The 24,160-nt window shown below is 43.3% G+C and carries 23 protein-coding genes and 3 pseudogenes; 16 read left to right on the forward strand and 10 right to left on the reverse strand.

Annotated features, from left to right (window positions below; genetic code table 11):
• Window positions 1-61: 61 nt before the first annotated feature.
• Entirely contained in the window at window positions 62-514 is a 453-nt protein-coding gene (locus tag QGT46_RS06410; RefSeq protein ID WP_024726679.1) for a PaaI family thioesterase, read from the forward strand.
• A 59-nt stretch (window positions 515-573) separates the two neighbouring features.
• Here QGT46_RS06410 and QGT46_RS17495 read toward each other — a convergent pair.
• The 5 genes and pseudogenes from QGT46_RS17495 to QGT46_RS06435 form a co-directional block, all read right to left on the reverse strand.
• Window positions 574-738 (reverse strand): annotated as a pseudogene (locus tag QGT46_RS17495) ((2Fe-2S)-binding protein); the annotation flags it as partial.
• Window positions 739-799: 61 nt separating this feature from the next.
• Window positions 800-1,427 (reverse strand): annotated as a pseudogene (locus QGT46_RS06420) (molybdopterin cofactor-binding domain-containing protein); the annotation flags it as partial.
• A gap of 216 nt (window positions 1,428-1,643) precedes the next feature.
• Entirely contained in the window at window positions 1,644-2,918 is a 1,275-nt protein-coding gene (locus tag QGT46_RS06425) for a VanZ family protein (RefSeq protein WP_148458732.1), read from the reverse strand.
• Between the two features lie 42 nt (window positions 2,919-2,960).
• A complete protein-coding gene (locus QGT46_RS06430; protein ID WP_148458731.1) occupies window positions 2,961-4,418 on the reverse strand; it encodes a GHKL domain-containing protein in 1,458 nt (485 codons plus the stop codon).
• Window positions 4,402-5,160, reverse strand: coding sequence for a LytR/AlgR family response regulator transcription factor (locus QGT46_RS06435; RefSeq protein ID WP_024726684.1), 759 nt, complete (start codon window positions 5,158-5,160; stop codon window positions 4,402-4,404). Before QGT46_RS06435 ends, QGT46_RS06430 begins: the two co-directional genes overlap by 17 nt.
• 269 nt (window positions 5,161-5,429) lie before the next feature.
• On the opposite strand from QGT46_RS06435, the gene QGT46_RS06440 reads away from it, so the two are divergent.
• The 13 genes from QGT46_RS06440 to spoIIID all read left to right on the forward strand — a co-directional run bounded on the left by QGT46_RS06440 (window position 5,430) and on the right by spoIIID (window position 19,067).
• Window positions 5,430-6,395 (forward strand): CobW family GTP-binding protein, encoded by a 966-nt coding sequence (locus tag QGT46_RS06440; protein ID WP_024726685.1) that lies wholly within the window; start codon window positions 5,430-5,432, stop codon window positions 6,393-6,395.
• A 13-nt stretch (window positions 6,396-6,408) separates the two neighbouring features.
• Window positions 6,409-7,365 (forward strand): GTP-binding protein, encoded by a 957-nt coding sequence (locus tag QGT46_RS06445; protein WP_148458730.1) that lies wholly within the window; start codon window positions 6,409-6,411, stop codon window positions 7,363-7,365.
• 176 nt (window positions 7,366-7,541) lie between these two features.
• On the forward strand, window positions 7,542-8,450 hold the full coding sequence (locus QGT46_RS06450) for a D-alanyl-D-alanine carboxypeptidase family protein (RefSeq protein WP_148458729.1): 909 nt from the start codon (window positions 7,542-7,544) through the stop codon (window positions 8,448-8,450).
• Window positions 8,451-8,941: 491 nt separating this feature from the next.
• Complete coding sequence (locus QGT46_RS06455; RefSeq protein ID WP_024726688.1) at window positions 8,942-10,018, forward strand: zinc-binding dehydrogenase; 1,077 nt, start codon at window positions 8,942-8,944, stop codon at window positions 10,016-10,018.
• Window positions 10,019-10,053: 35 nt separating this feature from the next.
• Window positions 10,054-10,767: a ribulose-phosphate 3-epimerase gene (locus tag QGT46_RS06460; protein WP_024726689.1), complete on the forward strand. Its 714-nt coding sequence runs from the start codon at window positions 10,054-10,056 to the stop codon at window positions 10,765-10,767.
• Window positions 10,768-10,821: 54 nt separating this feature from the next.
• Window positions 10,822-12,192 carry an MFS transporter gene (locus QGT46_RS06465; protein WP_024726690.1) on the forward strand — a complete coding sequence of 457 codons (1,371 nt, stop codon included), beginning with the start codon at window positions 10,822-10,824 and terminating at the stop codon, window positions 12,190-12,192.
• 24 nt (window positions 12,193-12,216) lie between these two features.
• Window positions 12,217-13,272 (forward strand): NAD(P)-dependent alcohol dehydrogenase, encoded by a 1,056-nt coding sequence (locus tag QGT46_RS06470; protein ID WP_148458728.1) that lies wholly within the window; start codon window positions 12,217-12,219, stop codon window positions 13,270-13,272.
• A 15-nt stretch (window positions 13,273-13,287) separates the two neighbouring features.
• Window positions 13,288-14,127 (forward strand): class II fructose-bisphosphate aldolase, encoded by an 840-nt coding sequence (locus QGT46_RS06475; protein WP_148458727.1) that lies wholly within the window; start codon window positions 13,288-13,290, stop codon window positions 14,125-14,127.
• The gene (locus QGT46_RS06480) at window positions 14,120-15,091 is read left to right on the forward strand and encodes a carbohydrate kinase family protein (protein WP_148458726.1); all 972 of its coding nucleotides are present in this window, start codon (window positions 14,120-14,122) and stop codon (window positions 15,089-15,091) included. Before QGT46_RS06475 ends, QGT46_RS06480 begins: the two co-directional genes overlap by 8 nt.
• Window positions 15,092-15,144: 53 nt before the next feature.
• Window positions 15,145-16,137, forward strand: coding sequence for an aldo/keto reductase (gene ydjG / locus QGT46_RS06485; RefSeq protein WP_148458725.1), 993 nt, complete (start codon window positions 15,145-15,147; stop codon window positions 16,135-16,137).
• 128 nt (window positions 16,138-16,265) lie between these two features.
• Window positions 16,266-17,024, forward strand: coding sequence for a DeoR/GlpR family DNA-binding transcription regulator (locus QGT46_RS06490; protein WP_301590049.1), 759 nt, complete (start codon window positions 16,266-16,268; stop codon window positions 17,022-17,024).
• A 126-nt stretch (window positions 17,025-17,150) separates the two neighbouring features.
• Complete coding sequence (locus QGT46_RS06495; RefSeq protein WP_024726696.1) at window positions 17,151-18,503, forward strand: dicarboxylate/amino acid:cation symporter; 1,353 nt, start codon at window positions 17,151-17,153, stop codon at window positions 18,501-18,503.
• Between the two features lie 288 nt (window positions 18,504-18,791).
• Window positions 18,792-19,067, forward strand: coding sequence for a sporulation transcriptional regulator SpoIIID (gene spoIIID / locus QGT46_RS06500; protein ID WP_301590051.1), 276 nt, complete (start codon window positions 18,792-18,794; stop codon window positions 19,065-19,067).
• Window positions 19,068-19,120: 53 nt separating this feature from the next.
• Here the strand turns inward: spoIIID and QGT46_RS06505 are convergent, their stop codons facing one another.
• Window positions 19,121-19,762 carry a hypothetical protein gene (locus QGT46_RS06505; protein WP_024726698.1) on the reverse strand — a complete coding sequence of 214 codons (642 nt, stop codon included), beginning with the start codon at window positions 19,760-19,762 and terminating at the stop codon, window positions 19,121-19,123.
• 162 nt (window positions 19,763-19,924) lie between these two features.
• Between QGT46_RS06505 and QGT46_RS06510 the strand changes: the two genes are divergently transcribed.
• Both QGT46_RS06510 and QGT46_RS06515 read left to right on the forward strand, forming a co-directional pair.
• The gene (locus QGT46_RS06510) at window positions 19,925-21,244 is read left to right on the forward strand and encodes a replication-associated recombination protein A (RefSeq protein ID WP_148458723.1); all 1,320 of its coding nucleotides are present in this window, start codon (window positions 19,925-19,927) and stop codon (window positions 21,242-21,244) included.
• Window positions 21,245-21,247: 3 nt separating this feature from the next.
• Entirely contained in the window at window positions 21,248-22,114 is an 867-nt protein-coding gene (locus QGT46_RS06515) for an aldo/keto reductase (protein WP_148458722.1), read from the forward strand.
• Between the two features lie 41 nt (window positions 22,115-22,155).
• Here QGT46_RS06515 and QGT46_RS06520 read toward each other — a convergent pair whose 3' ends face one another.
• The 4 genes and pseudogenes from QGT46_RS06520 to QGT46_RS06530 form a co-directional block, all read right to left on the reverse strand.
• A complete protein-coding gene (locus QGT46_RS06520; RefSeq protein ID WP_024726701.1) occupies window positions 22,156-22,341 on the reverse strand; it encodes a hypothetical protein in 186 nt (61 codons plus the stop codon).
• A complete protein-coding gene (locus QGT46_RS06525) occupies window positions 22,338-23,084 on the reverse strand; it encodes a tyrosine-protein phosphatase (protein ID WP_148458721.1) in 747 nt (248 codons plus the stop codon). The genes QGT46_RS06520 and QGT46_RS06525 overlap by 4 nt, the downstream gene beginning before the upstream one ends.
• 299 nt (window positions 23,085-23,383) lie before the next feature.
• Window positions 23,384-23,623 (reverse strand): annotated as a pseudogene (locus tag QGT46_RS17500) (permease); the annotation flags it as partial.
• A gap of 108 nt (window positions 23,624-23,731) precedes the next feature.
• The gene (locus QGT46_RS06530) at window positions 23,732-24,013 is read right to left on the reverse strand and encodes an ArsR/SmtB family transcription factor (protein ID WP_148458818.1); all 282 of its coding nucleotides are present in this window, start codon (window positions 24,011-24,013) and stop codon (window positions 23,732-23,734) included.
• Between the last annotated feature and the right edge of the window lie 147 nt (window positions 24,014-24,160).

Below are 24,160 nucleotides of genomic sequence, written 5' to 3' on the forward strand. Positions count from 1 at the left end.
TGCAAAAAGGAGTCATCTGTGTTAAAATTATCAGAAAGCAAAAAGAAGGGAAGTGAATCTTATGGGTAACCGTGAGAGTTTTGAAAAAAATATGAGGCGCAGAGTGGAGGCCATCCGCCATGTGAGCGACCACAGTATTTTCAATGAATTGAGAGGAAAGATTGTGGATTACAATTATGATGAAAAACGTGTGACGATGGAATATGAGGTCGGGGATTTCCACCGAAACGGATTTAATATTATGTTTGGGGGATCTTTGGTGGGGATGTTTGACATCACCTTTGGCACGCTGACAAGCGGACTGGGCGATTATGATATCGCACCCACGGTCCAGCTCTCCACTTCCTTTCTGAAGGGAATCCCCATTGGATCTAAAGTGACAGTAAAAGCCGAAGCTGTATCCACTGGAAAAACGATCATGAATTTCATGGGAAAAGCATATGTGGGGGACGAGCTGGTGGGCAGTGCCACCGGAATATTTAAGACTCCGAGACCATTTAAAACATTTCGGTAATCTGTAATTCATGACATTTTCCACATGATTTCCGTTCGGCTCTTAGAATGCCTCACTCCAGTCATGTAGAAAATGGACATAATGTCATACCCGCAGGGCACACCGCATTCTCCCACCTCGAAGCCTTTTTTTACGGAAGTCAGGCCAAGACGGTTTCTGAGCATCTCTAACAGGGATTCTCTCACATCTTTCAGTGTCCGGGTAGAAAGATCGGTCCTGCACAGGACGCAGCAGCTCCAATAGAGATCGTTCCGTGGTTTTCGATGAAAACTCCATTTATCCCCCTTATATATAATCAGATTTTTTCAATGCCTCAAATACCCTCTGAGGTGAAAGAGGGACCTCATTGACGGGAATCCCGGTTGCGTGAAGAAAAGCATTGCGGATGGCCTGGGCAGGAGGAATTGCGGGAGGCTCGCCCAGAGCCTTGTTTCCGAACGGGCCGTTGGATCTTCAAGTTCTACAAAGTCCAAACAGAGATCCGGGGAGTCCATCATAGTGGGAAGTTTGTAGTCTAACAGGCTGCCGTTCAGTACGCGCCCGGTCTTTTCATCCAGGAGCATCTGCTCACTCAGACCATAGCCTATGCCCACGGACATATCGCCGTGGACCTGCATGGAGGCCATCTGTGTAAAAACAGTGTCGGAACCCTGCCCGATTTCTGCGGCACCGGTCCGGAGATGGACACTTCCGTCCTGATTGAGGATAAGTCTGGTTCCGGATATTTCCATGGAAATTTTATAGGCCAGATCATCCATCATCCATCGGATATGAAGCAAAACTGGGGAATACCGTAACCCCTCATGGCTCCGCCTGCCGGTGCATTTGTATAGACGGTATAAGCATCGGCGCGGATATTCTTTACATCATATAAATGGCGCCATGCGGTAGCACCGTTGGCTGCGATGGCATGGCCGATCTCGTGCTCAATATTTTCCGGAATTTTCCGGATACCCTCTCATAAGCATCTACCCTTTTTATGCTTTGACCAACAGTTTTCATAGGCAATCCCCCTCTGAATATAAAATACCTGAGCGTTTTCTAAAAACATTCTATGAAAAAGAATGCTGTTAGAGACGCCCAGGCCACGATCTAACGAAAGTCAGCTGACGCATGAAGCCAGAAAACGTTATTTGTGGAAAATATACACGGTAACAGATTCCGCGTAAAATATTTTATCTTTGACGGTTCCTTTCAGAAGAACGCTGCGGTCCTTTTTCAAGTCCTTTAAGCTGCCTTTCCGGTAGCTGGTTTTTGTTCCCTGATCATAGGCATCACAGACGGTAATCTTCAGATCCTTTTTGTATTTTACTGTGATATGAATATTAGTGCTTTCAGCAATTTGTCCGCCGTTTTTCTTGTCATCATAAGTGTTGATCTTGCTGATCGTAAATGTTCCTTTTCCCAGACTAATGACAGTACCGTTCAGTTCTTTCTTTTCTTCGGAAGGCCCATCTGTCTTGACGCTCTCGCTGTCTGTATTGACAGGGTCGGACAGAACAATGATATCCGCATTCCTGTCGTTTTTAGAAAACCAGACAGAAACTTTGGAATGTTTTTTCACAGATTTCAGCTGAGATAAGCTGTATCGCTTATAGACAGTATTGATCTGATGAAAGCTGGTCTTCTCTTTTTCATAGCTTAAGTGGAAGATTTTTGTAGCAGGGGTGATATTTATGACAGAAGGATCGCCGAATGCCTCATCTGTGTCGCTGGTACAGCGGAGCTTTCTGTTACTTCCGGAAATAAAGTAACCAGTGTAATCAGGCTCTCTTTTTGGTATGTCCTCCCCGCCTATGACAGTACTTTTATAATGCACGAGGCCCAGGCGGTTCCCGAATTCCGCATAGGCGATCACACCCGCTCCGACAAACGAAAGGAATCCAAGGATGAGACTGATAAGATAGATCCGGTGAAGATCTTTCCTGCACAATGCCGTTAGAATATGGAAGCAGAGAATCCCCGCGGCAGCGCCGAGCACATTCAGGAGCAGGTCGTCAATGTCGGCAGATCCAAGATAAAAAACATATTGGCTGGTCTCAAAGAAGAGACTTAAAAGAGCCGACAGGAACAGAATCTTTCGCTTAGAAATTTTCGGGCTTTTCAACAGAGCAAGAAGATAACCAAAAGGAAGGAAAATCAGGCTGTTTCCCAAAAGATTTGATATGCTCCACAAAAAATTTCCGTTCCCTGCAATGCGGGAAAAATTAAGAAAGGTCTGAAAAGGAATAAGGTTGAATGAACGGAATCCCTTTTTTTCACCGGTCAAAAACTTTGGAAGAGCAGAGAGGTCCGTATCTTTTAACAGAACGATCTTTATCAAAATCAACAGATAAAATATAAATACTGCCCAGAAAAATCGTTTGAAATATTTGTTTGTTTTTGTTTGTCTTTGTTTGTTCATAGTGATCTCCTTTGCTATGTGTGGAGATCAGGCAAAACGGAATCATTCAGAACTGGTAATTTCAAGGTGCTGGATGAATTTCCCGTTGTTTGTATAGGTGTTTAAAATAATGTTAGGATAGGTTTCCAGTATCTTATGGACAATCATCAGCCCATTGCCCCGGCCCAGTCCTTTATCTGACAAGCCGGGCACTACGTCCTTCTCCCTCCGGACAGAGTTGGAGATGACAGCTTCATACATATCTTTATTTGAGACGAACCGGATGTCGATCTGTTTGTCCATGGTAAGAGCAGCTTCCTCCATGGCATTGTCGAGGAAAATCCCCAAAATGCGGATAAAGTCCAGAAAATCAATGTTATCTGTGATCAGACTTTCTTTAAAGACACCGTCGAACGACAGGCGGATGTCTAAGTGCTCCTGAAAGCCGGCAGAGATTTTATAATATAGAAAAGCTCTGAGCTGTTCATCGTCTGCCTGCTGCAGCTGGGCATATAAATCATTTTTCTTAAGCTCATCCTGAAAATAAGGATTGACGGTTTGTTTAAAATATTTTTTCAGAGGTTCATCATGGCTGTTCTCAATTAGATGGCCCAGTGTAAAAAGGATATTTTTCATATCATGCTTTAAATTTCTGATCTCGGTCAGATTTTTCTCCAGATCATTGCTGTACAAAAGCAGGTTTTCCTCATAGCGCCGTTTTGCGTCAATGGTAAAACGATATTTGGAAAACATAAGAAGGGTCGCCAGGATGATGATCTGAATCAGCATGACACAGAGCGTTATCGTATCAATACAATTCATGATCTGATTATAAAATTCAAGATAATTCGCCGTATAAAAAAGCGTCATGAACGTGGAAAGCTGATATTGAAAAATCAGAGCCAGTAAAAACAAACAAATGGTACATAGAATAAAATTGCGGGCGATCTTCGGATATGACTTTTCCAGCACTGAAATTTTGAAGAGATATTTCCCGAAAATTTTTTTTATCAGAAAGATAAACAGTGTGTCCAATAACACCACAGCAGCGGAAAGAAGGACAAAGATCCCTGCTTTGACCAGATATTCAGTCTGCAGTCCGTTTGCATAGCGGAAATAAAAATCTTTAAAAGAGTCATAAATGTTCCGAAGAAACATACGGTTTGCTACATACAGGATAAATGTGATCCATGAAAACAAAACTTTGCCTTTCTGAAGCTCTTTTCTGTAGTAGCCGATGCCGAAGATCAGAAAGAAGATCAGGAAATCTGAAAATCCTTCAATAAAGTACGTTTTCGACACGACCATGAAGATTACAGAAAATAGCAGCAGATAATCAGGGAGCCGAAAGCGCAGCAGATTTAAAATGGCGATAGACAGAACAGAAACAAGGCTCATCACGAAGTACTGCATAACCGTAGTACCAGTCATTGACAGTATTCTTGGAAACTGTGTGTACCATATCACCCCCATGGCTGCAGGATAAAGCAGCCACATGATCTTTTTAGCTTTGCTTTCCATAGATGACTCCTTTTATTTCATTTCTCTGCCGGAAGGAACAGGGGACCGTATCCCCATTGATAAACTTGACCATTCCGTCAGAGAGACTGATCATATGGCACTTCTGGACAATAACGGAGCGGTGGCTCTTCATAAATCCCTCTCCTAAAGTCTCAAGTGCATGGTCGATCGTTTCACGGACTGTAATGGAAGAACCGTTCACTGTATGATAGCAGATACAGTGGGACTTCGTCTTGACTGCCTCCACATACAGGATATCGGCTTTGGGAAGTGACAGCTCCTCGTCGGTGCCGATTTTTAAAGTGACAGTTTCCGTATCCTTCTCTGATTCATCTGGAGGAAAGCTTTTTTGGGCCAGATAGATATACTGATAACAGCACTGGTTCATCTTCATAATGTCTGTGGTTTTTTCGATAAAGCCAAAAGGCTCCACTCCAGATTTCAGTACTTTAAGTGCCAGTTCATAGTGGTTCGTCACAAATACGATCTTTGAACCGGGAAAACTTTTTTTGACCTGTTTTGCAATATCAATTCCATTAAATTCATTGCTTCCAAAGTCCAGATCCAGAAAGAAAAGATATTCACCGGGATGTTTCTTTAAAAAAAGAAACAGTTCCTGATAGCCGGAGGCAACACATGCAATCCGGCCCTCAGAGATGGACTCTGATAAAATATGTTCTACCTGTTCTCTGATGATTTTTAAAATAAAAGGATCATCATCGCAGAGAATGATTTCTAACATAAAACTCCTTTCTAATTGCCTGATCTCTTTTGATTCCTATACAGGAACTACTATAAGAGAAGAAAACAAAAATGTCTTAAAAATATCCTGTGATACCGCGGACAGAACGTGAAGTTTTAAGAATTAATTACGTTCAGGACAAAAACCGCGCATTCGGGATGTTTGAAATATTTTCAAAAAGTAGTACAATAAAAAAATACTGTGGTATAAATAAATTATATGTGACCCGGCCGCAGGATGCAATCATCCAAAGAAAGGAAGTAAGATTTATGACAAAAATAGATATCATTTCAGGATTTTTAGGAGCAGGCAAGACAACGCTGATCAAGAAGCTTTTAAAAGAGGCTCTGGGACAGGAAAAGGTTGTCCTGATCGAAAATGAATTCGGTGAAATCGGCATCGACGGCGGATTTTTAAAAGAGGCCGGGATTCAGGTGACGGAGATGAATTCCGGATGTATCTGCTGTTCTCTGGTAGGAGACTTTGGAACGGCGCTCAGAGAAGTGGTTTCACAGTATGCTCCGGACCGCATCATCATCGAGCCGTCCGGCGTTGGGAAACTGTCCGATGTGATCAAAGCTGTGCAGAAGGAAACAGAGAACTGCTCTCTTACCCTAAACAGTTTTGTCACGGTGGCAGATGCGAAAAAGTGTAAAATGTATATGAAGAATTTCGGAGAATTTTACAATAATCAGGTGGAATACTCAGGCACCGTCATATTGAGCAGAACGGCACAGATGCCGGAAGAGAAACTCGGACAGGCAGTGGAATTGATCAGGGAGCATAATCAGAAAGCAGCCGTGATCACAACACCGTGGGAAGAACTTGACGGAGAGAAGATACTCGCCGTAATGGAGGAAGGAAACCAGCTGGAAATGGAACTTCTTGAAGAAGAGGAGATCTGTCCGGAATGCGGACACCACCACAGCCATGGGGAGGAACACCATCACCATGCCGATGAGGTGTTTACAAGCTGGGGAGCGGAAACTCCGAAGAAATACGAAAAAGAAGCAATGGAGCAGATTTTGAAAGATTTATCGGGAACAGACTGTTATGGAACGATCCTGCGGGCAAAAGGCATCGTAGAAGGGCCGGATCATACATGGCTGCACTTTGACCTGGTACCGGGTGAGTATGAAGTCCGTGAGGGAGAAGCAGATTATACCGGAAGAATCTGTGTTATCGGCTCAGATCTGGACACGGAAAAGATCCAGGCTCTTTTTGGGCTTGAATAGGGAGGTAAAAACTATGGAAATGCCGGTTTACCTGATATGGGGATTTTTAGAGAGCGGCAAAACTTCTTTTATAAAAGATACTTTGAACCAGGAATATTTTGCAGACGGTGAGCGCACGATGATTCTTTCTTTTGAAGAAGGGGAGGAAGAATACGAAGAAAGCTTTCTCAGGGAAAGTAATTCTTTTGTCCTGCAGGTGGAGGATATAGAAGACTTTACTCCGGCCTTTGTGGAAAACTGTGAGAAGAATTATCATCCGGACCGTATTATGATCGAATACAATGGAATGTATCAGATCGAGGATGTCATGGACGTGATCGATGAGACGGATATGGAATTGTATCAGATCATTGTCACGGTGGATGCATCCACTGCAGAGCTGTATTTGAAAAATATGCGCTCACTGATGGTGGAAATGTTCAAGATGGCAGATATGGTTATTTTCAACCGCTGTACTGATGAAACCAATGCGTCTTCCTATAGAAGGAGTATTAAGGCAGTAAACCGAAGAGCGCAGGTAGGATTTGAACGGGCGGACGGAAAGGAATTTGAGCTGAATGAGATGCTCCCATACGATCCGGAGGCGGAGATCATCAGGGTGGAAGAGGATGATTTTGGGATCTGGTACATTGACGTTTTGGAACGGCCCAATGTCTATATGGGCAAAGTGGTGGAGCTTTCCAATGTGTTTGTCAGGAGGCCTTATGGAATCCCTGCCGGACTGATTCTGCCGGGCCGGTCTGCCATGACCTGCTGTGAGGACGATATTACATTTATCGGTTTCATCTGTCAAATGAATCATGTCAAGTCTTCTACGATCAAAAAAGTACAGGATGGTTCCTGGGCCGTGCTGACGGCAAAAATCAGTATGGAAAACCATAAAACGTACGGAGGAAAGCAGGGCCCGGTTCTAAAGGCACTGCGCATAGAACAGGGAACACAGCCAAAAGATAAGCTGATCTGCTTTTAAGCAGCACACTGTAAGAAGCGGAGGCAAACGTCGGCCATTTGGCCCAAACGTTTGTCTCTGTTTTATTTGAGGCAGGATGATGCCCAATACAAGGTTTTTTTATCACGGCTCTTTTATTTATCTTTATACTGAAAATTAGAAAGACAAACTGAAAAGATAAAACAGGAGGGACTAGAATGAAAAGAAAAAGAGTTTGGATGTTGATCATCATCCTTGCCGCGGTATTGTGGGTAAAAGGCGGATATTGTTTTCCTGAGGATATTCCATTTGGGGGCGCTGTTTTCAGGGAGGTATCAAATTTAAGACAGGTCTCAGATCAAAAGATCTACAGCAATTTTGTGATTCTGGCAGAACAAAAAACGGGTAAGATCCTGATGAATAAACAGGGAAACCAGAAAATATATCCTGCCTCTTTAACAAAGATTATGACGGTTCTGCTGGCTGTGGAATCTGTTTCAAATGACGACAGGGAAATCTTGCTGAGCCAGGATATTTTTCAGTCTCTGGCCCAAAGACATGCCTCGATGGCAGGATTTCTGCCGGGGGAGAAAGTGAAATTAAAAGATCTTTATTATGGAGCGATGCTGCCGTCAGGAGCGGAGTGCTGTCTCGGGCTGGCAAAGTATCTGGCAGGAAGTGAAGAAAAGTTTGCCGTGCTGATGAATCAGAAGGCAAAGGAGATCGGAATGAAACATACAAATTTTGTGAATTCAACCGGCCTGCATGACCCGCAGCATGTTTCAACAGCGGAAGATCTGATGATCCTTCTCCGGTACGCATTGGAAAACCCACGGTTCAGAAAGGTATTTGAGGCGATGCAGTACCGGACGGAAGCCACTCAAAAGCATCCTGAGGGACTTCTTCTGCGCAGTACCCTGACAGATTATAAAGACCAGCTGAAGCCAAAGAATGGAAGGTTTCTCGGCGGAAAGACAGGATATACAAAAGAAGCGGGACTCTGCCTGGCAAGCTGGGTCAATATAAGCGGAAAGGAGTATATACTGGTGACTGCGGGTGCCAGAGGAGACCATCAGACCAGACCGTTCCACGTACTGGACGCGGAATCTATATATCAAGAATTATAGGAAGTCTGAACGGAAATGTATTTAAGCTAGGGGCGTATCCGGAATATATATGTGTCCGGAAATTATAAAGGTACAGGCATTTCATATGAACTGCGATTGAAACAGGTTCTGAGAATAGCGGGCTGCTTAAATTCAGTACTATAAAGAAAAAATATTGGCCATAGATGATCGTACAAGTGTTGTGATAAGAATTTGGCGTAGGCGTTCAATAATGAACGCCTATTTTTGTTGTTCTCAAATATAAAGAACATTTATATTATGAAAAAGATAGTCACTGGTTAAAAGGATGATAAGCTTTCTATCTTCGGTGAAAATGTATAAAAAACAGAAAATAATTTGGAAAACAGTAACAAAATCTTTGAAAAACAACATAAAATGCTTGGAATACAGAAAAAGTGATGATAAGATGAAACCATAACAAATGAAGAATGAAACATTTGTTTTCGGCCGAAACCAGTTAACAATGAGATTCATAATTTGGAGGAAAAGCGATGAAAGCATTAGCAAGATATGGAAAAGAATTTGGAGGATACAGAATGATTGATGTTCCGGAACCGGAATGTGGACCGGAGGATATTATCATCGAGGTGAAAGCCGCTGCAATTTGCGGTGCGGATATGAAACATTATAAGGTTGAAAATGGATCTGATCAATTCAATTCCATTCGCGGACATGAATTTGCCGGAGAGATTATTAAGATTGGTTCAGAGGTGAAAGATTGGAAAGTTGGACAGAGAATCGTATCTGACAATAGTGCCCATGTTTGTGGTGTATGTCCGGCGTGTGAGAATGGCGATTTCCTTTGTTGTGAAGAAAAAATAAATCTAGGTTTAGATAACAATACATGGGGTGGAGGTTTTTCGAAATATTGTAAGATTCCAGGAGAGATTTTGAGAATCCACAAACATGCAATATGGAAGATTCCAGAAGGTATTGAATATGAAGAAGCGGCAGTGCTTGACCCAATTTGTAATGCCTACAAAGCTATTGCACAGCAGGCGCATCTTCTTCCAGGACAGGATGTTGTAGTATTTGGAACAGGCCCGCTTGGCTTATTTTCCGTTCAGATTGCGCGCATTATGGGGGCGGTGAACATTGTAATGGTAGGCCTAGAGGAGGATACAAAGGTACGCTTTGGTGTTGCAAAAGAATTAGGCGCTACACATTGTGTGAATGGGTCCAGGGAAAACGTAGTAGAACGTTGTCAGGAAATCTGCGGTAAAGAGAACCTTGGACTGGTGATTGAATGCTCCGGCGCCAATATTGCACTTAAGCAGGCAATTGAAATGACAAGAGCAAATGCAGAGATTGTCCGCGTTGGTATGGGATTCAAACCGTTAGAGTTTTCTATTAACGACATTACATCCTGGAATAAGAGCATCATTGGACATATGGCATATGATTCTACTTCTTGGAGAAATGCGCTTCGCCTTCTGCAGTCAGGTGCTATCAAAGTAAAACCGATGATTACACACAGAATTGGACTTTCTGAGTGGGAAAAGGGATTCCAGGCTATGGCAGACAAGGAAGCAATCAAAGTAATTATTACTTATGATTATGAGGACTAATAGAGAAGCGTAACAAAGTATTTAAGGAAGAGGTTATGAAGAGAAAATTAATGATTGCGCCATCGGTAGGGTGCTGTGATTTGTTTCATGTGAAAGAACAGATGGAAATAATCAATCAACACTCAGACTTTTTGCATATGGATATCAAGGACGGAGTCTATGTGCCAAGTTATGGAATCGGACCGGATTATCTGGATTACTTAAACCGGCACATAGATCAGCTAAAGCCGATGGATGCGCATCTGATGGTAAAGCGTCCACAGCAGTATCTTGAGGTATTTGCCAGGGCGGGCGCGACATACATTACACCTCACACAGATTGTATCGAAGGAGATGCGTTTGTGACAATTCATAAGATTAAAGCGTTGGGCTGCAAAGCCGGTGTTGCACTTAGCCCATCTGTTCCGTTGTCAACAATTGAATATTATCTCCCGCTATTGGATAAGGTGACAATTATGATTGTGGATCCTGGTATCGCTGGACAACCAGTTGACTCTCAGATGTATGTTAAGATCAAGCGACTGGCGCAGATGCGAAAGGAACGAGGCCTCCACTTCCTGATTGAGGCAGATGGTTCCATGAACAAAAGTTTATACCGGCCGTTATATGAGGCAGGGACGGATCTTGTAGTGATGGGACCTCCGGCGCTTTGGAATAATGACAAAGATTTTAAAAAGGCGTGGGATATTATGGAAGAAGATCTCGAGAGGGAGCTCAGGGACGCCAGATGTGACGAAGAAATTTTGTAGTCACGAAGAGATGCTATATGAAAAAGCTGATATTTTACCGAAAGGAAATAGAATATGAATAAAAAGAATGCAAATATTGGAGCAAGGCTGGATCGTCTGCCTAACTCATCATGGCATATTAAAATGTGGCTGGTAACAGCCTTTGCACTGCTGGTTTGCTGGTCAAACGGTATCGGCGGCGCAGTACAAAACATCCTGTTAAATGAGATTCATTGGCTGGAGCCGGGTTCCAGACTGCTTGCCATGTGGGGAACCATTTATACGGCGGGGCAGTTATTTGGAGCATTAATCGGGGGCCCGATCGGAGATAAGATTGGACGTAAGAAATCTATTCTTTTATATGAAATAGTACATATTATCGCAATGATCGGAGGCGCGCTGTCACCAAATGTATACGTACTCTATGTGTTCAGACTGATTCAGGGTCTCGGACTGGGAGCGTTGTTAGTTGTTTTATTTGCCGGATTCACAGAGTATGTACCTGGAAGAAACCGTGGTACATGGTCAAGCCGTACTTCCTTTATTGGAAACTGGGCGCACCCTGTCTGTAATGGTATCGCGCTGCTTGTCGGTTCTATTGTGGCAAGTTATGCGTTGAACTGGAGAATTCAGTTTATGATTCCATCTGTACTTTCTATCATCGCAAGTATCCTAGTGTATAAGAAGTTTCCGGAATCACCAAGATGGCTGGAATCACAGGGGAGAGTTGAGGAGGCAGATGAAATTGTAACAAAGATTGAAAAAGAGATTGAAGCAGCGACAGGCAAACCGCTCCCGGAAGTGACAGAGGGGCCAAAGCCGGTGAAACAACTTCCGTATTCGGCATTATTTAAAGGAAAGCTTTTAAGAAGAACGATTGTAGGTTCACTTGTACTGATTGGTATGAATACCATTCAATATACATTGATGAACTGGATGCCGTCCATGCTTTCCTCTATGGGATTTGATACATCACAGTCACAGTTTATGACAATGTTTGGCCTTTTTGGAGCACCCTTTGGAATATTCATTGCGTCATTAATTATGGATAAGATTCCAAGAAAGGCAATGGGAGTTGCACTGCTGGCAATTATGGCTGTATTCGGAATTATTACAGGGCAGCAGTCTTCAATGAGCGGGCTGATCATTTGGACATTCCTGCTTAACACAGCAATTTATATGTATGTATGTTATGCATCCGCAGTATATGTGCCGGAGATGTGGCCGACATCTGCAAAGCTTTCTGGATCTGGTTTTAGTAATGCCATGGGACGTGTGAGTAACATTTTCTTCCCCTTCCTTGTAACATATGTTGCCAGTACAATCGGAGCAAATGGTGTGTTCGTTCTCATCTCCATTGTTGCGGTAATCATTGCTGTAGCTATCTTGTTCCTCGGCATTGAGACGAGAGGAGAATCGGTAGAAGATATCGGAAACGTTGACTGACAGACAGATGAAGGAGGTTCTATTATGCAGAATTCAGAAGCAATTTTAGTGACACCGAAACAATTTGAGATTCAGGAGTGCCCGATGCCCGAGCCGAAAGAAAATGAGATTTTGATGAAGGTGGAATATGTGGGAATGTGCGGGTCAGACATTCATGGATTTGAATTCGGACCGTTTATCCCACCGAAGGATCCAAATCAGAAAATCGGACTTGGACATGAGGTGGCTGGTGAAGTCGTGGGCGTTGGTGCAAAAGTTACGAAGTTTAAAGTGGGAGATAAAGTGCTGATTGAGCCCGGAGTGCCGGATGATACATGTGAATATTGCAGAACCGGCCGTTACAATATTTGCCCGAAGGTTGATTTTATGGCGACACAACCTAACTATAAAGGGGCGCTGACACAGTACATGACTCATCCGGAAGAATGGACTTATCATATTCCGGAGGAGATGTCTACATTGGAAGGAGCTCTGGTAGAACCGGCGGCAGTCGGTATGCACGCGGCAATTTTAGGAGGTGCACAGACTGGAAAAAGCGTTGTGATTCTCGGGGGCGGAGCAATCGGACTTATGGTACTTCAGGCCTGCTTAAGTCTGGGTGTTACAGATATCACTGTAGTAGATGTGATTCAAAAACGTCTTGACCTTGCTAAAAGGCTTGGCGCCAAGAGAGTTATAAACGGGAAAGAGGAAGATACCGTTGCGGCAATTCGATCAAAGGAATTATATGGAGATCATGGTGTGGATTTGGTGTTTGAGGCAGCAGGCTCTGCATTTACAACCAATCAGGCGGTACAAATGGTAGCGCGTGGCGGGAAAATTATGATGGTTGGAACACAGTCCCAGCCGGTTCCGATTGACTTTTTAAAAATTAACCGGGAAGTGACAATTCAGACTTCCTTTCGGTACTGTAACAATTTCCCGCAGACTATCGAAGCGATTGCAACCGGGAAGTTTAATGTAAAAGATATGGTAACAAATATTTACGAATATAAAGACGTTCAAAAGGCATTTATGGAAGCCATCGACCCGGTGAAAAAAGCCGATATAGTAAAAGGTGTTGTGAAAATTTCTGAATAAGAAAAGGAGAAGAATATGATTTCAGATATCAGATATTGGGAAAAAAAAGCAAAAGGAGGACATTATGCAATTCCTCATTTTAATGTATGGAATGCGGAGATGCTGATGGGAGTAATTGACGCGGCAGAAGAGCTCCGTGCGCCGATTATTATTTCTTTCGGTACAGGGTTTGTTGGAAATACTTCCTTCGAGGACTTCTGCTACATGATGGAATCTATGGCAAAAAATGCAACAATTCCTGTAATTATGCATTGGGATCACGGCCGCAATATGACGATCCTTCAGAATGCGGTGAACCATTGCATGAATTCTGTAATGCGTGATGCGTCTGCTCTCCCATATGAGGAGAATGTGGCGGAGATTAAAAGATGTGTAGATTATTTCCATGCATATAACATCCCGGTGGAGGCAGAACTTGGACACGTAGGAAATGAGACTGTCTACGAAGAGGCATTGTCAGATTATCATTATACTGACCCGAAGATGGCAAAAGATTTTGTCGAGAGAACAGGATGTGATTCTCTGGCAGTTGCCATTGGAAACGTGCATGGGGTATACACCTCCGAACCGGAACTTGCATTTGATATTCTGGAAGAGGTTGCCAAAGCAGTAGATGTGCCGCTTGTACTTCATGGCGCTTCAGGTATTGGAGACGAGGATATCAAAAAGGCAATTTCACTCGGTATTTCTAAAATAAATATTCACACAGAACTCTGTCAGGCAGCGATGGAGGCAGTCAATGCACATAAGGATGAGCCATTCCTGGCAGTTCAGCGTGAAGTGAGAAAAGCAGTTAAAGAACGTGCAATGTATAAGATTAAACTGTTTGGTGACGACGGAAGGGCTGATGAATAAAGTGGATAAGAAACTAGACGTAATTATTATTGGCGCAGCGCTTGTAGACCTGCCCCTCAGGCCGGTGGGGAAGGAAGTATTTGATGTAGTATCTTATCCGGTGGACGGGATTAAGATGACCATCGGGGGCGATGCGATTAATGAAGCGACAATTATCACTCGATTAGGACATAAGGTGGGACTGATGAGCTGTGTTGGGGTAGACCTGCCGGGGTGGTTTGTCATGGATCACTGTAAGACAAACGGTATTGATACAACCTATATCAAGCAGGATCCGACCAAAGATACCTCTATTAACGTAGGGCTTGTAGCGGAAGACGGAGAAAGAACATTTATTACAAATCGGCAGGGAAGCTTATGGAAATTCTGCTATGAAGATCTGGATATGTCTGCATTAAAGGACGCAAAGATTCTTTCATTTGCAAGTATTTTCAATAATCCCTTATTTGACAACAAGGCGCTTGTCTCAGTCTTTTCAAAGGCAAAGAAGGAAGGAATGACAATTTGTGCGGATATGGTGATGCCGAAGGTGAATGAAACCTTAAATGACATTCGCGAGGCACTGAGCTATGTAGATTACTTCTTCCCCAATTTTGAAGAGGCAAGTGAGATGACGGGAGCGGTCAAGGAAAATGAAGTAGCCGATATCCTGTATGGATGCGGTGTTAAAAACGTTGTTATGAAGATAGGAAAGCGGGGATGTTATATTCGCAATTCAGAAGGGTCTGTGATTGTTCCGGCGGCCAAGGGAGTGACGGCGATTGATACAATCGGAGCAGGAGATAATTTTGCATCTGGATTTATCACAGCATTGCTGGAGGGCAAGACGCTTCGGGAATGTGCCGCCTATGCAAACTGCACTGCAGCGGTTTCGGTCCAATATGTTGGCGCCACCGGCGGAGTAAAGGACAGAGCGATTGTGGAAGAAATGTTTACAAGGTATCGTAAAGATTATGGAGCGTAGTACATGCAGTATTGTGTGCAGGGGCTCTATAGACAAGAAAGGAACAAAAAAGTATGAAAACAATGAAGCTTGGTAAGACAGGAATTGATATTTCAAGGATCGGTCTCGGAACATGGTCAATCGGCGGAGGCTCGGCATGGGGCGGAGACCACGATATTCAGGTTGTGGTAGACACTATCAGAGAGGCTCCCAAGGCTGGTGTAAATCTGATTGATACCGCACCGGGATATAACTTCGGCAACAGCGAGAAAATCCTCGGAAAAGCTTTGGAAGGAATGAACCGGAATGAAGTAGTCGTTATTACAAAATGTGGTGTCACATGGGATCAGGAGATGAAAGGCGACCTTTTTAACAAGGTAAACGGAGTTCAGCTTTACAAGAACTTAAACAGTGCGTCTGTAAAGAAAGAAATTGAAGCATCTTTGGAACGTCTGGGAACAGATTATGTGGATGTTTATATGACACACTGGCAGGCAATAGAAGGAAGCGAATATTACGTGCCGATTCAAAAGACCATGGATGTGTTAAATGAATTGAAGGCACAGGGAAAGATTAAAGCAATCGGTGCAGCCAATGTGGATATCCGCCATATCGAAGAATACCTGAAATGGGGGCAGCTTGATATTGTGCAGGCAAAATACTCAATTCTTGACCGTGGTATTGAAGAAGAAATCATTCCTTGCTGCCGTGAAAATGGAGTGACGATTCAGGCGTATTCACCACTTGAGATGGGACTGCTCTCAGGGACAATGCCGAGAGATTACCAGCCAGTAGGCGCACAGATTCCGAAGAAATGGTTCCAGCCGGATCACATGCAGGATGCTATGGACATGATGGATGAGTGGAGACCGCTCTGTGAAAAATACAACTGCACTATCGCGAATCTGGCACTTAGCTGGATTCTTGCACAGGGAGACTTCTTGAATCTGCTGAGCGGATCTACAACTGTGGAGCAGATTCAAGAAAATGTAAAATCAGCAGAGTTAGAATTAGATCCAAAAGATGTACAGATTATGCGTGATATGGCAGAGAAAATTGATAAATAAAGAAAATAGCAAGTAATACTCCTTTAAATGTTGAAATTAAAAGAGTAATCTTTGATTTCAACATAAGATGTGATATAATTATTTCCAAGTGAAATAGCGGAGATGGTATAGAGAAGGGGAGTGAGTTAGTGGCAGCAAAGGATAGGCTTGAATTGATCAAAAAAATGATTCAGACAGAAAAAAAGGTGATTGTGTCCGAATTGAGTACATCATTTGGCGTGATGGAGGAGACGATCAGACGCGACTTGGAAAAATTAGAGAACAAAGGGGTTTTGAACCGCACCTTTGGCGGTGCAGTTCTGAATGTTGAAAATCAACGAGAAGGCATTCATTTTTATCAAAGAGCGGGAATCCATATAGAAGAGAAACGGAGGATGGCAACAGTATTTGAACCGATTTTAAGAGGTAAAAGTACGATTGCCGCAGATGCGAGCACCTCTGTGATGGAAGTTGTCAAAAGGGTGAAGAACAGCCGTGATATTACGATACTTACAACTTCAACAGCCATGCCGGCAGAGCTGGCAAGCACTGATATCAACATCATTTTAACCGGCGGAGTCTTTAACCGCAGTACCTTGTCTTTGCAGGGAAAGACAGCAAGAGAAAATATTCGCAATTATCATGTGGATATTCTGTTAATCAGCTGTAAGGGAATTGACATAGAAAAGGGTGTGATGGATTCTAAAGAGACGGAAGCGGAAGCAAAGAAGGTTATGATTAAACAGGCAAATGAGGTCGCGCTTTTCGTGGATCACTCCAAATTTGATAAAACGGCTTTTGCGCATTTGGCGTCATGGGATCAGATTGATTATCTGGTTACCGATCGCAGACCAGACGACAGATGGGCGGAATTTTGCAAAGAGAACGATATCAAGCTTATATATTAGAAAGAAGCATCCGGAACGTGGATATAGGTGTTTCGGTGTAAGCAGAGGACTCTTGTGGATGTTATATCTCAGACGGGATACATGCGCAAGGGTCCTTTTATGGTTCATGGAGAACGGAGGAATTTGATGGGAAAGCGACAGGACAGGAAACCAATGTCCATTATGAAAAAAATGGCCATTGCATTGTTTGGGGGCATTGGTGTGGGAATTCTCTTCCTGCTGTTACGTGAGTATTTGAATGCGAATGGTATGGGGCAGGTTTGGGATATAATTAACAAAATCTTTTTTAACGATATTACAAAGGATGACGGATTTAAGTCAATCGGTATTTTTTACATTATAAGCCAGTTGTTTATGAATGGATTACAATTGGCAATTGTGCCACTGGTGCTGGTATCACTCAGCTTGTCACTGTGCAGTATGACAAATCCGCGGAAACTGGGGGAAATTTTCGGAAAGACACTTTTTTGCTTTATATCATTTTATGTGGTTGGAGCATTTTTGGGAGGCTGTTTTGCATACATGGTTAAAACACTTGGTTGGTTTTCCGTTCAGCTGCCCACTGCGGACACATCGAATCTGGCAACAATGGATTCTTACAATCCGCTCACAACCATAGTAAATGCAGTGCCGAATAATATCTTTTCTGTATTTACGACCAACACGAGCATTCTTGCAGTTGTAGTGATTGCGGTTATCATCGGACTTACCATGAATGCACTCAGAAAGCAGTCAGAACCCGTTAAAAAGGTTTTGGAGAGTCTGAATGAGATGATTCGTGTGTACATGGAATTTCTGATTAATAAGATCAGTCCCATTGCAATCTTCTGTATGATTAGCAGAACCTTTGCAACTTATGGGGTAGAGTATCTTCGGCCTGCACTGGCATGGATTGTATCGACAATTTTTATTTGTATTCTGCTTGTATTTACGATCTACCCATTGGGAGTTTGGTTTACTACAGGGTTAAATCCACTGACATTTATCCGGAAGGTATTAAAAGTAGGACTTTTTGCAGCGGCGACACAGTCTTCAGCGGCTACCCTCCCTTTGAACAAAAAGACTTGTGTCGAGGAGCTTGGATGCAGTGAGGAGATTTCAAACTTTGTATTGCCTACGGGTATGACAATAAATATGAATGGAACTACCGTCATGCACATGATGGCAATTACATTTATTGCAACCTCGGCAGGGCTTGATGTCACACCGGCTCACCTTGTGCTTGCGGCATTTCTCTCTATTTCTACATCGATGGGGACTCCGGCGATTCCGGTTGCCGGGACTACGATGGTATTCGCGGTATTGAATGGACTGGGATTCAATTCGGAACTTTGCATGATAGGATATGCGTTGGTTCTGGCGATGAACTATCCTCCGGGAATGGCGGTAATTACATTGAATGTAGTAGGAGACGCTGCGGCAAATGTAATTATAAATTCAAAAGAAAAGGAACTAAATAAAGAGATATATAACAGTTAAGGAGACATAGTGACGGTAAAATTAAAAGAAATCTGGATATTGATCTGACGGACAGGACGGTAGAACTGGCAGATATCAATCGTCCGGCACTTCAACTGGCAGGTTTTTTGACCATTTTGAATCGGATCGTGTATAAGTGATAGGAAATGAGTTACCATTTACCATGTATCGTGTTTTATGTGAGTATCCGGCCTTAGCTCTGAGTCTTGTGCAATAGCCGGCGAAATCAAGGAATAAGCCTTAGAGCCCCTGCATACACTGTAAAAACAGAGAATGCAGGGGATTTTTATGAAAGAGTACATTGAAGAACGCGCGGTAGAAGTCGGCAATTATATCGTAGATAAAAAAGCCACAGTCAGACAAACTGCCAAAGTGTTCGGAATCTCTAAATCTACCGTACATAAAGATGTGACGGAACGATTGGAAAAGATCAATCAGTCCCTGGCCAGGAGGGCCAGAGAGGTACTGGATCTCAACAAATCGGAGCGGCACATACGGGGCGGCATGGCGACCCGTGGAAAATACAAGAAGATTAAAAAAAATACAAAAGCAATTCAGGGGTGAATTGCTTTTGTATTTAAGATACGGTATACCAAAGAAGGCAGCGCTTTTATGGGTCAGCGGCCGGCATTGACATTTCCCGTCTGATTATGTAGGAGCTGTTCATTGTACTTCAGCAGGGAGGATATCGGTTTTGAAAGTGTCAGATACTGTCTTGTATGACACCTGAGCGAAGATTTTTTCTGAGCGTATAATTTTTGCGGAGTAAAAAAGTCAGAGCCCTCAAACGGTGTCCTTTTAATGGAAATATCAATTACGATATCTAAAAAACGATTCTGGTGAAAGATCTTCCTGGTACATTCCTTTTTATAAGTAGGATGGAGCTTATTGATGGTGAACTGGAAATACAAAGAATTCATCGCCGGCTCTTCACTGTCCAGCAGGAACTGATAATCTCCGCTGAGCATTTTTTCTACTTCTTCCTGTGTCAGGGAAAACTTTGTCTTATGGACCACATGTCCGCTGGTCTGATTCTGAATGAAAAAAAAGTTTGTGTGGTCTTCCTCATAAATATAGTAACGGATATTCGGTTCTCTCTCCAGCCCCTCAAACATCAATACTCTTACGGGCATGCTGATCATGTATTTTTCAGGAGACCTGGACAGCAGGTATTCCTCCTGTATCTTTTCGTATTCTGTCTGACTGATATTTTTGCTGACTTCAGTGTAAGAAAGCTTTTCTACTAATATTTTACCCATAATAACTCCAATACGCAGTTTTGGTTTATTGTTTCTTATCAATATACTAGTGACATTATATCAAATCGTGTATATAAAATCATGACTTATTTCTAAAAAAAGTCTTAATTTTGCGTGGATTTTCATCGGCCCCTATGTTAAGATTACCAAAAAGGAGGAGATATGGATTTATTTGATTATGCAAGACAGAAAAACGGAAGGAAAGAAGCTCCGCTGGCCGGCAGGATGCGGCCTGAAAACCTCGATGAAGTCGTGGGACAGGAGCATATCATAGGAAAGGACAAGCTGCTTTATCGGGCCATTCAGGCAGATAAACTCAGCTCGATCATTTTTTACGGGCCGCCGGGTACTGGGAAGACGACGTTAGCAAAAGTCATTGCCCAGACAACCCAGGCCAATTTTGTGCAGATGAATGCCACTACCTCCGGCAAGAAGGAAATGCAGGAAGCCGTGAAGGAGGCCAAAGAAGCACTGGGGATGTTCCAGAAAAAAACGATTCTGTTCATCGATGAGATCCACAGGTTTAACAAAGCCCAACAAGATTTTTTGCTGCCTTTTGTAGAGGACGGGACAATCATCCTGATCGGGGCCACAACGGAAAACCCTTACTTTGAAGTAAACCAGGCGCTCATCTCAAGATCCAACGTTTTTGAACTCAAGTCTCTGGAGGCAGAGGACATTAAAAAACTGCTGGTCAGAGCCGTGACCGACGACGAGAAGGGCATGGGGATCTATCAGGCCAAGGTTACGGATGAAGCCCTGGACTTTTTGGCAGACATGGCCGAGGGCGATGCGAGGAGTGCCCTGAATGCCATTGAACTTGGAATCCTCACCACAGAACCGGGAGAAAACGGACAGATCGTGATTGACATCGGCGTGGCCCAGGAGTGCATCCAGAAGCGGGTCATGCGGTATGACAAGGGCGGGGACAACCACTATGATATTATCTCTGCATTTATTAAGAGCATGAGGGGATCGGATCCCGATGCGGCAGTTTACTATCTGGCCAGGATGATCGATGCCGGAGAGAGTGTTACCTTTATTTCCCGGAGGATCATGATCTGCGCTTCGGAAGATGTGGGGAACGCGGACCCGCAGGCTCTGCAGGTTGCGGTCGCGGCATCTTTAGCTGTGGAGAGGGTCGGACTTCCGGAAGCCAGGATCATTCTTGCACAGGCGGTGACCTATGTGGCGGGGGCGCCTAAGAGCAATGCGGCTTATATGGCTGTGAACCAGGCATTGGAGGCCGTCAGAAAGAGAAAAAACGGGATGGTTCCAAACCATCTGAGAGATGCCAGTTACAAAGGGGCGTCCAAACTGGGACGGGGGATCGGATACCGGTATGCCCATGATTATCCGGGACATTATGTCAAACAGCAGTATCTTCCGGATGAACTCATGGGAACCGTATTTTATGAACCAACAGAGAATGGATACGAGAAAAATATCAGGAAATATTTGGACAGCCTGAGGGAGGAATGAGTCATGAACAGTTTACAGGATGGATATACGCTGAGAAATGGAGTAAAAATTCCATGTATTGGCTTTGGGACCTGGAAGTCCCCAGACGATGTGGTTTGTGAGAGTGTGAAAATGGCGATTCAGGCTGGTTACCGCCATATAGACGGGGCAGCTGCATATGCCAATGAGGCAGGTGTAGGAAAAGGAATCCGCGAGAGCGGAGTGCCCAGGGAAGAACTGTTTATTACGAGCAAGCTTCCCAATGCAGACCATGGATATGAAAAGGCAAAGAAATCATTTGATAAAACACTGGAACATTTAGGCCTTGACTATCTGGATCTTTACCTCATTCACTGGCCGGTTGTGATCGAGCATAAGGACGACTATGAGCAGGATATCCTTGACACATGGAGAGCTTTTGAGGAGCTTTATGAGGCGGGTAAGATCAGAGCCATCGGTGTCAGCAATTTTATGATCGAACATCTGGAAATATTAAAGAACCATGCAAAGATCATGCCAATGGTCAATCAGGTGCAGCTTCACCCGCAGCATCCTCAGGAAGAGATGGCCGCTTACTGCAAAGAAAACCAGATCGTGCCGGAGGCTTGGAGTCCGCTGATTCAGGGACAGGCATTTAAAAGAGAGCTGTTAAAAGAAATGGCCGTAAAATACGACCGTACTGTGGCGCAGATTTGTATTCGCTGGATCATGCAAAAAGGTGTGGTCCCGCTGCCGAAAGCGTCCAGCATGGAGCGTATCAGGGGAAATGCAGATGTTTTTGATTTTGAGATCAATGAAGAAGATATGGAAAAGATTGCAACGCTCAGATCTTATGGGATGATCGGGGAGGAACCGAGTATACCGAGAACAAGACAAGTCGTAGGATTTTAAAAACAGAAGGTGCATTCCGGGAATGGGAAGCACCTTCTGTTTCAGTCTTTACTTTTTTTGTATAGAAAAATAAGCACCCACAGGAGCAGCGGATAAAAAAACATCAGTGCCAGCATACCGTAGAACGCTCCGTTTCCGGTAAATGCACAAAACAGAGTGAGGCCTATGACGAGAAAAATGGACAGGATCACAAGGATGGACAGGATACGTTTTGTTTTTTGTTTCATGAGCTTTTCCTTTCCAAGACAAGTTCTTTCAGATGTGTAATTTCAGGATCGGACAATCCATGTTTTGTAAGATAGGACACAAGGTGAAGTTCTTCAAACAAATTAAGCAGCTGTTCCATATGGGCGGCATCTGAGCCGAGCATCGGAAGCATGGATTTATAGTCAGGAAGTTTCATGGCTGCTTTGTTTACGCCGCGCTGATTGTATGTAAAGGAAACCTGATATTCTGCGACGATGTCTTCTCTGGCAGCGCCAAGAAGTGTTAGGAGTACGGCAGAAAGAACACCGGTCCGGTCTTTCCCTGCGGTACAGTGGAACAGAACTCCGCCTTTGTTAAGACATTGAACGACAGTTTTCACTGTGCCGGCGATCAACTCAGGACTGTCATACAGCATTTTCTGATAACCGTCAGCCAGGCTTTTGGTGAAGGCCTTTGAGGCTGAGTCTGCAGCATTTTCAAAGTCAATCTCTTCTTTTTGAAGGGGACAGTGATAATACTGCATTGACTCCGGAACCTGATCTTTCATAAGGAGTGTCTCGGATCTGCTCCGAAGATCTATGACAGAGACAATCTCGCATTTCTCAAGCTTTTTCCATTCGTCTGGAGAAAGGAATGCAAGACAGTCACCGCGGTATAGGCGGTTCCATCGGATGACTGAGCCATCCGCGGTTTCCAGGCCGCCCAGATCCCTGATATTAAATGCATGTTCTAAACGGATTCTTTTTAATGGTGTGTAATTCAAAAGATAACCTCCCGCACAATAGATTTGTTTCTTCTATTTTAATGGGAAGAGAAAGAAGATACAAGGGGTGATTTTGGACAGAGTGTGACGTTCTTCTTTATATAAACAGATACTGGAATACATTGAAAAAGTATCCCACAAAACAGTTATGAATAACCGCGCCTATGGCGACACCCGCCAAAATATATGGTGTGACCCCTTTTACTGTGATTTTTGCTGTCTTCCATGCATATTTGACTCTGTTTTTAAAGCACAAAGATTCCTGCGGCACATCCAGGACATGATCAGATTCATTAAAAGATTCGTTTTGTTCTTTCCGGCGGAAAGTAACTTTGGATGTAAGAGATCAGGAAGACCAATATTCCCAGCAGCACCATGATCTTCATCGTGTCATATATAAAAAACTGTATACTGTTTCCAACCCTGGATGAGGTATCAAGGCCAAAGGATTCTGAAAGTTTTTTTATGATTTGGTTCAGCCAATTCATTCCGGGGATTTCATTCTGAAAGAAATTCCATATTGATTTTATTGTATCCATGTTGTTAAAGCCCTTTCTTATATATAGATATATATAAATGTATTTATGTATAGAGTATAAATAATTTTCGCAGCGATCTTTATGATTGCTCAGGTCACCACTAAATTTTTACGATAATTTTTTGCCTGTCAGTGCATGCAAAGTCCGAAGGGCAAAGAACACTCCTTCAGATGAAATTGAATAGTAGGTCCATTTGCCTTCTCTGCGGCCCGATACAACTCCGGAATCACACAAAATTTTCATATGATGGGACATGGTAGGCTGCGAAACATCAATCTTTTCATTAAGCTCGCAGGCACATTTTTCACCTGTAACTAAAAGCTTTAAAATTTTAATGCGGTTTTCATCACAAAAAGCTTTAAAAACGGCGGAAGCCTTCTTTTCGTCAATCTCCAATTCAGATACCTCCCATAGATGATTATCTATATTTACTATATGATAAATATAGATATATGTCAATGTGTTTTTGGAGGATTTCACAGGCGTTGCGGGAAATGAAGATAACTGATACAATAAAATACAATAAGATGGTATAAC

Origin of the sequence: Anaerostipes faecis (assembly GCF_910574135.1) — a bacterium.
Classification (GTDB): domain Bacteria; phylum Bacillota; class Clostridia; order Lachnospirales; family Lachnospiraceae; genus Anaerostipes; species Anaerostipes hominis.

Excerpts from the sequence above, each read along its gene's own strand:
- QGT46_RS06455 (WP_024726688.1), top strand. The coding sequence starts at position 8,942 with ATGAAAGCATTAGCAAGATATGGAAAAGAATTTGGAGGATACAGAATG.
- QGT46_RS06470 (WP_148458728.1), top strand. The coding sequence starts at position 12,217 with ATGCAGAATTCAGAAGCAATTTTAGTGACACCGAAACAATTTGAGATT.
- spoIIID (WP_301590051.1), top strand. The coding sequence starts at position 18,792 with ATGAAAGAGTACATTGAAGAACGCGCGGTAGAAGTCGGCAATTATATC.
- QGT46_RS06520 (WP_024726701.1), bottom strand. The coding sequence starts at position 22,341 with ATGAAACAAAAAACAAAACGTATCCTGTCCATCCTTGTGATCCTGTCC.
- QGT46_RS06450 (WP_148458729.1), top strand. The coding sequence starts at position 7,542 with ATGAAAAGAAAAAGAGTTTGGATGTTGATCATCATCCTTGCCGCGGTA.
- QGT46_RS06475 (WP_148458727.1), top strand. The coding sequence starts at position 13,288 with ATGATTTCAGATATCAGATATTGGGAAAAAAAAGCAAAAGGAGGACAT.
- QGT46_RS06430 (WP_148458731.1), bottom strand. The coding sequence starts at position 4,418 with ATGGAAAGCAAAGCTAAAAAGATCATGTGGCTGCTTTATCCTGCAGCC.
- QGT46_RS06440 (WP_024726685.1), top strand. The coding sequence starts at position 5,430 with ATGACAAAAATAGATATCATTTCAGGATTTTTAGGAGCAGGCAAGACA.
- QGT46_RS06410 (WP_024726679.1), top strand. The coding sequence starts at position 62 with ATGGGTAACCGTGAGAGTTTTGAAAAAAATATGAGGCGCAGAGTGGAG.
- QGT46_RS06460 (WP_024726689.1), top strand. The coding sequence starts at position 10,054 with ATGAAGAGAAAATTAATGATTGCGCCATCGGTAGGGTGCTGTGATTTG.
- QGT46_RS06505 (WP_024726698.1), bottom strand. The coding sequence starts at position 19,762 with ATGGGTAAAATATTAGTAGAAAAGCTTTCTTACACTGAAGTCAGCAAA.
- QGT46_RS06465 (WP_024726690.1), top strand. The coding sequence starts at position 10,822 with ATGAATAAAAAGAATGCAAATATTGGAGCAAGGCTGGATCGTCTGCCT.
- QGT46_RS06510 (WP_148458723.1), top strand. The coding sequence starts at position 19,925 with ATGGATTTATTTGATTATGCAAGACAGAAAAACGGAAGGAAAGAAGCT.
- QGT46_RS06515 (WP_148458722.1), top strand. The coding sequence starts at position 21,248 with ATGAACAGTTTACAGGATGGATATACGCTGAGAAATGGAGTAAAAATT.
- QGT46_RS06435 (WP_024726684.1), bottom strand. The coding sequence starts at position 5,160 with ATGTTAGAAATCATTCTCTGCGATGATGATCCTTTTATTTTAAAAATC.
- QGT46_RS06495 (WP_024726696.1), top strand. The coding sequence starts at position 17,151 with ATGGGAAAGCGACAGGACAGGAAACCAATGTCCATTATGAAAAAAATG.
- QGT46_RS06425 (WP_148458732.1), bottom strand. The coding sequence starts at position 2,918 with ATGAACAAACAAAGACAAACAAAAACAAACAAATATTTCAAACGATTT.
- QGT46_RS06480 (WP_148458726.1), top strand. The coding sequence starts at position 14,120 with ATGAATAAAGTGGATAAGAAACTAGACGTAATTATTATTGGCGCAGCG.
- QGT46_RS06445 (WP_148458730.1), top strand. The coding sequence starts at position 6,409 with ATGGAAATGCCGGTTTACCTGATATGGGGATTTTTAGAGAGCGGCAAA.
- ydjG (WP_148458725.1), top strand. The coding sequence starts at position 15,145 with ATGAAAACAATGAAGCTTGGTAAGACAGGAATTGATATTTCAAGGATC.